13 protein-coding genes and 1 pseudogene are annotated in these 8,015 nt (G+C 70.0%); 8 read left to right on the plus strand and 6 right to left on the minus strand.

Features of this window, described 5'->3' with window-relative positions; genetic code table 11:
- Together FXN61_RS44820 and FXN61_RS44825 are read left to right on the plus strand one after the other, a co-directional pair.
- The coding region (locus tag FXN61_RS44820; RefSeq protein WP_246293022.1) for an isopenicillin N synthase family dioxygenase at positions 1-697 on the plus strand (697 nt) is incomplete at its 5' end.
- Positions 698-708: 11 nt separating this feature from the next.
- Positions 709-1,071, plus strand: a complete 363-nt coding sequence (locus FXN61_RS44825) for a VOC family protein (protein ID WP_312878484.1) — start codon at positions 709-711, stop codon at positions 1,069-1,071.
- Here FXN61_RS44825 and FXN61_RS44830 read toward each other — a convergent pair.
- The gene (locus FXN61_RS44830) at positions 1,068-1,697 is read right to left on the minus strand and encodes a class I SAM-dependent methyltransferase (protein WP_167979910.1); all 630 of its coding nucleotides are present in this window, start codon (positions 1,695-1,697) and stop codon (positions 1,068-1,070) included. The genes FXN61_RS44825 and FXN61_RS44830 overlap by 4 nt on opposite strands.
- A 284-nt stretch (positions 1,698-1,981) precedes the next feature.
- Positions 1,982-2,680, minus strand: coding sequence for an SDR family oxidoreductase (locus tag FXN61_RS44835; RefSeq protein ID WP_167979911.1), 699 nt, complete (start codon positions 2,678-2,680; stop codon positions 1,982-1,984).
- 49 nt (positions 2,681-2,729) lie between these two features.
- On the opposite strand from FXN61_RS44835, the gene FXN61_RS51190 reads away from it, so the two are divergent.
- The 3 genes and pseudogenes from FXN61_RS51190 to FXN61_RS56780 form a co-directional block, all read left to right on the plus strand.
- On the plus strand, positions 2,730-3,317 hold the full coding sequence (locus FXN61_RS51190; RefSeq protein ID WP_223165857.1) for a PadR family transcriptional regulator: 588 nt from the start codon (positions 2,730-2,732) through the stop codon (positions 3,315-3,317).
- Complete coding sequence (locus FXN61_RS51195; RefSeq protein WP_223165858.1) at positions 3,314-3,643, plus strand: hypothetical protein; 330 nt, start codon at positions 3,314-3,316, stop codon at positions 3,641-3,643. Before FXN61_RS51190 ends, FXN61_RS51195 begins: the two co-directional genes overlap by 4 nt.
- A gap of 393 nt (positions 3,644-4,036) precedes the next feature.
- A pseudogene (locus tag FXN61_RS56780) lies at positions 4,037-4,342 on the plus strand (sucrase ferredoxin); the annotation flags it as partial.
- Between the two features lie 125 nt (positions 4,343-4,467).
- Here FXN61_RS56780 and FXN61_RS51205 read toward each other — a convergent pair.
- Positions 4,468-4,620, minus strand: a complete 153-nt coding sequence (locus FXN61_RS51205) for a hypothetical protein (RefSeq protein ID WP_223165859.1) — start codon at positions 4,618-4,620, stop codon at positions 4,468-4,470.
- Between the two features lie 92 nt (positions 4,621-4,712).
- Here FXN61_RS51205 and FXN61_RS44850 point away from each other — a divergent pair, with 92 nt between their 5' ends.
- Positions 4,713-5,234, plus strand: a complete 522-nt coding sequence (locus FXN61_RS44850; protein WP_167979912.1) for a P-loop nucleotide/nucleoside kinase family protein — start codon at positions 4,713-4,715, stop codon at positions 5,232-5,234.
- Positions 5,235-5,267: 33 nt separating this feature from the next.
- Here the strand turns inward: FXN61_RS44850 and FXN61_RS44855 are convergent, their stop codons facing one another.
- Both FXN61_RS44855 and FXN61_RS44860 read right to left on the minus strand, forming a co-directional pair.
- A complete protein-coding gene (locus FXN61_RS44855) occupies positions 5,268-5,882 on the minus strand; it encodes a TetR/AcrR family transcriptional regulator (protein WP_312878485.1) in 615 nt (204 codons plus the stop codon).
- Positions 5,869-6,075: a hypothetical protein gene (locus tag FXN61_RS44860; protein ID WP_167979909.1), complete on the minus strand. Its 207-nt coding sequence runs from the start codon at positions 6,073-6,075 to the stop codon at positions 5,869-5,871. Before FXN61_RS44860 ends, FXN61_RS44855 begins: the two co-directional genes overlap by 14 nt.
- Positions 6,076-6,100: 25 nt before the next feature.
- Here FXN61_RS44860 and FXN61_RS44865 point away from each other — a divergent pair, with 25 nt between their 5' ends.
- On the plus strand, positions 6,101-6,601 hold the full coding sequence (locus FXN61_RS44865; RefSeq protein WP_167979913.1) for a CGNR zinc finger domain-containing protein: 501 nt from the start codon (positions 6,101-6,103) through the stop codon (positions 6,599-6,601).
- Here FXN61_RS44865 and FXN61_RS44870 read toward each other — a convergent pair.
- Positions 6,589-7,452, minus strand: coding sequence for a pentapeptide repeat-containing protein (locus FXN61_RS44870; RefSeq protein ID WP_167979914.1), 864 nt, complete (start codon positions 7,450-7,452; stop codon positions 6,589-6,591). The genes FXN61_RS44865 and FXN61_RS44870 overlap by 13 nt on opposite strands.
- A gap of 144 nt (positions 7,453-7,596) precedes the next feature.
- On the opposite strand from FXN61_RS44870, the gene FXN61_RS44875 reads away from it, so the two are divergent.
- On the plus strand, positions 7,597-8,015 hold a 419-nt coding region (locus tag FXN61_RS44875), incomplete at its 3' end, for an amidase family protein (RefSeq protein WP_246293027.1).

Below are 8,015 nucleotides of genomic sequence, written 5' to 3' on the forward strand. Positions count from 1 at the left end.
GCCGCCCGACGAGCAGGCGACCGGCCGCGCCGACGGCGCCATGGCGCCCCCTGACCTGAAGGAGACGCTGGCGTTCGGCTCGGACGACCAGGCGGGCGCCGACCCGTTCTTCTTCCGCCCCAACGTCTTCCCCGCCCAGGTGCCCGACCTCAAGCCTGCCGTGACGGAGTACGTGCGGAGGATGCGGGCGCTGGCCGACGAACTGCTGACGATCTTCGCCGTCGCGCTCGGCTCGCCGGAGGACCTCTTCACCCAGTACACGGGCAAGTCCTCCTACACGTTGAACATCAACCACTACCCGCCACTGCGCCAGGTCGGGCCCGCGGGAGCGGGCCAGTTCCGCATCGGCGAGCACACCGACTTCGGCACCGTGACGATCCTGGACCGCCAGCACGGCGTGGGCGGCCTGCAGGTCCGCACCGCCGGCGGCGTGTGGGAGAACGCGCCGTTCGACCCGGCCGCCTTCACCGTCAACATCGGCGACCTGATGGCCCGCTGGGTGTCCGACCGCTGGCGCTCCACCCCGCACCGCGTGCTCCCGCCCGACGCCACGGCCCCCGACGAGGACCTGGTGTCGCTGATCTTCTTCTACAACACCGACAGCGACGCGCGGATCGTCTCGCTCGACGGCCGCTACCCGGAGGTGGTGGGCGGCGAGTACCTGCGTGCCAAACTGGACGCCATCTCGATCGGGTAAAGGAGTGGTTCGTGGCGGTCGGCTACATCTACGACATCGTGATCGACTGCCCGGACCCCGGCACGCTCGCGACGTTCTACCAGCGCCTCGTCGGCGGCGAGATCGTCGACCCCACCCCGGAGTGGATGACCCTGCGGACACCGAGCGGGATGCGCGTGTCGTTCCAGCAGGTCGACCACTATTCACCACCCTTGTGGCCCGGCCAGGAGCATCCGCAGCAGATCCACCTCGACGTCATGGTCACCGACCTCGACGAGTCCGAACCACTCGTGCTCGCGCTGGGCGCCACCTTGCTCCAGGGGTCGCCCAAGAACATCGGCTTCCGCGTCTACACCGACCCGGCCGGACACCCGTTCTGCCTCGTCACCAACTAAGCCCGCCACACCGTCGCGCTGCGCGTCTCGGTGCTCTCCAGCGTGAGCGGCACCGGCACCTCATAGCGGCCTTGCCGGGCGAACCGGTCCCGAGGCAGGTGCGCGCGATCCGGGTCGCCCAGCAGCACCAGCGCACCCCGCGCCGCGGCCCTCATCAGGAACGGCAGCACCAGCGCGGTGATCTCCGCGTCGTAGAAGACGTCACCGGCCAGCACCACGTCAGCACCGTGAGCGTCGCTGTCGAGCTGGTCGCCTTCGAGCGTGTGGATCACGACGTCGTTGGCAGCGGCGTTGAGGTCCACCGCGGCCAGCGACAACGGGTCGATGTCGTTGGCCGTCACCGAGTCCGCGCCCGCCAGTGCGGCGGCGATCGCGACCAGGCCGGAACCGGAGGCGAGGTCGAAGACCTTCTTGTCGCGCACCAGCCCCGGATGGTCCAGCAGGTGCCGCGCCAAGGCCTGGCCGCCCGCCCACGGGAACGCCCAGAACGGCGGCTGGTCGTGGTGGGTGAGCTCCCACAGGTCCATCGCCTCGACCGCGCTGTGCAGGACGACCTCGGGCACCAGCGGCACCGGGGCCAGCGTCGTGTTGGCGAGCACGAAGTCGGTGAGCGTGGTCGCGGACATGACGGAGAAGCTTAGGGGCAGGGTGAACGGCGGCTTCAGAGGCGAAAGGCCGTAGCTTCGCGCGCGCAGGGTCACCGAGAGCCGGTTGGGGTCGCGGAAAGAGCTTGGGCGGCGCGTGCAGCCGGCTCAGGAGAGTTGGCTCAGAGCGGGGCAGCTACCCAGCAACATCGTGCGTTCTTGGTGGGTTGCTGCCACCTCGGCAGGAACGCCGTGCGCGTGTGCGTTGGCTTGAGCGCGCGCACGGCGTCAGTCGGCGCCAGGTGCGCGCGCCAGCCCACCCGGCGTCACGTCCCGCCGGTCACCCGCAGGATCGCCCCCGTCGCGTACGACGCCTCCTCCGACAGCAGCCACGCGATGGCGTTCGCGATCTCCTCGGCCTCACCGGGCCGGCCCATCGGCACCCGGCCGGCGACCCGGTCAGGGCGGTCCGGCTGGCCTGAGAGCTGATGGATCTCGGTGCGGATCGTGCCCGGCTGCACGCAGTTGACGCGGATCCCGCGCGGCGCCAGTTCCTTGGCCAGGCCGATCGTCATCGCGTCGACGGCGGCCTTGGTGGCGGCGTAGTGGACGTACTCCCCCGGACTGCCCAGCGTCGCCGCGCCCGACGACACGTTCACGATCGAGCCGCCCGTCATGCGCCGCGACGCCTCGCGGGCCACGAAGAACGCGCCGATCACGTTCACGTCCACCACTCGTCGCAGGTCTTCGGCGCGCAGCTCGGCCAGCGGGCCTGACGGTGAGGTGATGCCGGCGTTGTTCACCACGCCCGTGATGTCGTCGCCGGCGGCGTCGAACAGGCGCGCGACGTCGTCCTCGTTGGTGGTGTCGGCCTGCACGGCGAGCACGCCGAGTTCCTTCTCCAGCAGGCGCGCCTCGTCGGCGGCCTGGCGGTAGCTGATCACTACGCGGTGCCCGTCGCGCACCAGCCTGCGTGCGGTCGCGGCACCGATACCCCGGCTTCCCCCGGTGATCACCGTTGTCATACCGCTCACTCTATCCGGTATATTCGGTGCCGAGTATTTGGGAGCGGATATGTCCTTCAAGCGCACGAACCCTCTGGCCCTCGCGGTGCTGGCGCTGCTGTCGGAGCGGCCCATGCATCCCTACGAGATGGCGCAGACCATGCGGGAACGCCATCAGGAGGAGGTGATCAAGCTCAACTACGGCTCGCTCTACACCGTGGTCGAGTCGCTGCAGAAGCACGAGCTGATCACCGCGAGCGCCACCCAGAAGGCGGGAAACCGCCCCGAACGCACCGTCTACGCGGTCACCGACGCCGGCACGGCGGAGCTGCACGACTGGCTGCGCGAGCTGATCGCCGTGCCCGCCAAGGAGTACCCGCGGTTCGAGGCGGGGATCTCCCTGGTCGGCCTGCTGCCACCGGACGACGCGCTCGCCGTAGTCGAACAACGCGAAACGGCCGTCGGCGAGCAGATCGTCGCGCTGGCCACGTTGATCGAGCAGCTCAAGACCATGGGCCTGCCGCAGCTCGCGTGGATCGAGCTCGACTACCGGATGGCCATGCTGCGCGCCGAGCGCTCGTGGCTCACCTGGTTCGCCACCGCCACCCGCAAAGGCACCGTCGGCGGGTACGACAGCTGGGAGGCCAGACACCGATGAGGCTGCTCTTCGAAGTGAAAGGCGTCGTGCACGCGCCGTTGGAAGACGTGCGCGAGCGCATGTTCCACGACGCGGGCGTGTCCGGTTCGCACCGGCTCGTCGACCGCGAGCAGGGCGTGATCGCCTATTGGGGCGACTGGTGGTACCGCGGCGAGGACTCGCTGCACCCCCACCCCGAAGGCGCGCTGCTCGTGCACCACGTCTACAACATCGCCAAGCAGGGCAACTGGGCGCCCTACCTGGCGAACAAGCTGTTCATCGGCTACCGCGCGCGGCTGGAAACCTCACTGCGGCAACGGATCGCACAGCTGGAAGAAGGGACCTGAGCATCGCCAGCACACTCGGCGAGCCGGTCCTGTTTCGACCTGACCGGCTCGGTGAAGCCCGCCATCAGGAGCAGAGCCGCTCAGTGGGACACCCACGGATGTTCAAGATCACAGAGATTAAGTAAGGGTGTCCTTAGTCATCACCCGAACGGCCGTATAGAGTGTGCAGATGAGGTGCTCGATACTCTCCGACTTCGCGGGGGAACCGCTGGCCGGCACGGCCGCGACCGCGACGGCGTGGCTGTGTCTGGAACAGCCGGGCCCGTGGGGCCGCGACGCCCTGCTGGAGAGCCACTCCGACCCCGAGCTCGCGCCGAGCTGCAACGCCGCGCCGCCGGCACCGGTGTGCGCATCCTGCTGATCCGCCGCCCAGGCAAGCACGCCGACGACCACATGCCCGCGACCCGCCGCGTGTACCTGGCCTCGACAAAGCCCGGCGCGTCCTGGCTGGAGCAGGCCGATCTCGCCGCGCCGGAGGAAGCGCTCGAGCTCGACTTCGAAGCCCTCGGACAAGGCCGCTCCACCGCGTTCGGCACGCCCGTTCAAGATCCGTTGCTGCTCGTCTGCACGAACAGCAAACGCGACGTCTGCTGCGCCTTGTACGGCCGTCCGATCGCCACCGCGCTCAACCTCTGGGAGTGCACGCACACCGGCGGGCACCGCTTCGCGCCCACGGGCGTCCTGCTGCCCACCGGTCACCTGTACGGACGACTCGACCACCAGTTGGCTGAACGCGTCGTCACCGAGGGCATCCTCGCCGACCGCTGCCGCGGCCGCTCCTGCTTCACCCCCAGAGGCCAGGTCGCCGAGGTCGCAGTGCGCCATCAGATCGGCGAGACCCGCGACGTGCTCACCGTCGTCGCCGAGACGCACGACTCCGCGACCGTGCGGCACACCGACGGCCGCGAGTGGCGGGTGGCGCTGACCGAGCAGCCGGTGCCGCCACGGCCGGCCAGCTGCGGCAAGTTCCCGGACATCGCGATCGCGCTGGTGGCCACGGCGATCGACGAGCTGGTGAAGTCGGCCGCTAGCTCGGTTTCGCGAGCCGGGCCGGTGCAGAATTGGGCTGGTGCCCAGGCTGATCCATCTCAACGGCCCGACCGGTGTCGGCAAGTCCACCATCGCCGCCCGCTACGCCGCCTGCCATCCCAAGACGCTCAACCTCGACGCCGACGAGATCGTCAGGCTCGTCGGCGGCTGGCAGAACGACTTCTCCGGCGCGGTCAAACTGGTCCGCCCGCTCGCCCTCACCATGGCGAGGACCCACCTGTCCTCCGGCCACGACGTGGTGATGCCCCAGCTGATCACCGATCGCGGCCAGAGCGCGTGCTTCGCCGAGGTGGCCGGGTCGGTGGGCGCGGACTACCTGGAGTTCGTCCTGCTCGCCCCGCCCGAGATCACGATCGACCGCTTCCGGCAGCGCGAGCACCACGTCGACCAGGCCGTCGAGGCCATGGGTGGGGCGACGGTGATCCGCCGCATCCACGAGCACCTCGCCGCCTACCTCACGCCCGGCAGCGTGGTGATCGAGACCGGCGGCGCCGACGTCGACCAGACGTACAAAACGCTGATGGCGGCACTGAAGAAGTAGCCGGGATCCGTCGGACCCGCTGGGTAGATCTTCTCAGCCTGATTCTGCTGATCTCTGTTCTGGTGACCGGCCGGCGTTGGGCACGGTCGCGGAGAACACGCCGATCCCCAGCGCGTACGGGTCGTCGAGGCCGACGGTCTCGAGCGTCTCCACCGGCAGCGCCAGCAGCGAGATCGCCACGCCCAGAAAGTAGGCGTCCAGCAGGCCGGTGTCGCGCACCGTCGACGGCAGGCCCGCCGCCTGCTGCAGGGCGGCACCGGCTTCGGCGTTCGCGAGCACCATGCCCGACAACGCCTCGCGCACGCCCGGACGGCGGACGGCCTCCAGGTACAGCTCGACCATCGCAAGCATCTGGGTGGGGTCGTCGGCGACCGCGCGGCGCAGCAGGGCCGGGTACAGCTCGGCGACGTCGGTGGCGGTGACGTCGGCCGGGGTGGTCTCGCGCAGGCGGTCGACGGCGGCGCGGTGCAGGGACGTCATGCGGGCCGCGGCCGCTTCGAGGACGGACTCGCGGGTCGGGAAGTAGTTCTTGGTGGTGCCGATCGGGACGCCGGCCTCGCGGTCGATCGCGCGGTGGGTCAGGCCCCTGCCGCCTTCCACCGCGAGGATCTGGATCGCGGTGTCGCACAGGAGATCACGACGGCTCACGGTCCGGGACACTAGCAAGATCACCACAGCCGTGGTGAATCGGGGCGAAGGTGCTGGTCCCGGCGGTCGCGGTGATCACTCCGCGTTCCACGACGAGGAACAGGCCGCACACGCACCGCACGTAGGACACGGCGCCGTGAGAGGAGACGGCGGACGAGCAGGGCCAGTGGCAGGCGGGGCAGGTGGCGATCATGCTCCAAGCCTGATGTCATGGTCTAGTGCATTTCAACCCTTACGGCGGTGCGGCCGCCGAGCTCGCCGCGACGCTGGTCAACGCCGACACGGGCGCGCACCTTCTCGACGTGCTGAAAGCGTCGGACTACAAGCCCCTGGGCTCGCTCGACGCCCGCCAGGAACGTGACGTACGAGACTGGATCGAACGCCTCAGGCAGGTCTTCAAGAACCCCACCGTGGAGCTGCTCAACGAGCTGCTGGCCGAGTCGTCGACCACGCACTACATCTCCACGCACGACGGGCGCGCGCCGCACCTGCACTACGCGCGCGAGGACGCACCCACCGACGTGCGGGTCAAGGCGTACACGGCCGCGGGCATGGCAGCGTTGTTCTGCGAGGACGCACGGCGCATCGGCTGGTGCGACCGCGAGGGCTGCGACACGGTGTTCGTCGACACCAGCCGCAACGGCCGCAGGAGGTTCTGCTCGACGAAGTGCGCGAACCGGGTGGCGGTGGCCAGCCACCGGCAGCGTCAGTCGGCGTGAACGCGGTGCCCGAAGCGGGTGTTCTCGAACGACGACTCGCCACCGAACGCCGCGTCCACGAAGTCCTCCCGGCCGCGGAACCACGCGCCCGCGAACGACGACGAGCCGGCGAACCACGCACGGCGAAACAGCGCGCGCCCGCCGAAACGCACCCCTGAGCAGTCCAGATCCGACCCGAACCTGGCACAGGTGAAGTCCGCGCGGCCGGAGAACCGGGCGCCGCGCAGGGTCACCGCCCCGGCGGCGTGGATGCTGGAGAACTCGCCGTTGCCGCACACCGTCACGCCCCGCAGCCCCAGGCCGCGCGCGAACACCGACTCCGTGAACAGCACGTGCCGCCCGAAGAACGCGCCGCGCGCGTCGACGTCGCCGAGGAACGTCGCCTGGTCGAAACGGGTGTCGCCGAGGAACCGGGTGCCGTCGAAACGGGCGTCGCGCAGCCGGCACTGCGAGAGGTCGAAGTCGGCCAGCGTCGTGTGGCGCAGGTCGAGGTCGCTGCCCAGCCAGAAGCCGGGGCCGGGACGCAGGTGCGCGGCCACACTCGCCTGCAGGACCATTCGCCACCGCTGGTCGACCTCGGTGCCTGGCCACGGCAGCTCCCGCAGTGCCTCGCACAGCACGTCCAGCGCGGGCTGCCGGTTCTGCACCGAGCGCTCGCCGTACTCGACCCAGTCGCGCAACCCGCTCAGCCGCGCGTCGGCCTCCGGCGCCCTGAGCCGGTTGCGGATGTCCTCCAACGGTGTGGGCACCTCGACGTCGTGGTGGAACGTCAGACGACGCCTGCCCAGCGTCGCCGCCGCCACGGCCAGAACACCGGAGGTCGCTGTGAGCCAGCGCGAGAGAGTGGACATGACTCGATGATGTGACCTGGGTCATTGCATCGGACAGTGGTGGAGTTCAACGCACCGTTCAACGCAGTGCCCACCGACCGTGACAAAGGTGCATGCGCGGTACGGCCATTCCGTAGATCACCTGTCGGCGCTTAGGGTCGGTTCATGGAGCTGACGGAGCTGTGTTTCGCCGGTGCGGCCAGGCAGGCGCACGCCGTGCGGTCCGGTGAGGTGAGCGCGCGCGACCTGGTCGCCGAGCACCTCGGCCGCATCGAGCGCGTCGAGCCGCAGCTCAACGCGTTCCGGCTGGTCTTCGCCGAGAAAGCCATGGCGGAGGCCGAGCGGGCGGACGAGCGCGCGGCCGCCGGTGAGGACCTGCCGTTGCTGGGGGTGCCGATCGCGGTCAAGGAGGACATCGCGATCGAGGGCCTGCCCACGACGAAGGGCACGAACGCCGCCCGCACCCGGCAGCCGGCGGACTCGGTGATCGTGCGGCGCCTGCGCGAGGCCGGTGCGGTGATCATCGGCAGGACCCGCATGCCGGAGCTGGGGCTGTGGCCCCACACCGAGAGCGGCTGGGCGGC

Origin of the sequence: Lentzea indica (genome assembly GCF_012184385.1) — a bacterium.
Taxonomy (GTDB): domain Bacteria; phylum Actinomycetota; class Actinomycetes; order Mycobacteriales; family Pseudonocardiaceae; genus Lentzea; species Lentzea indica.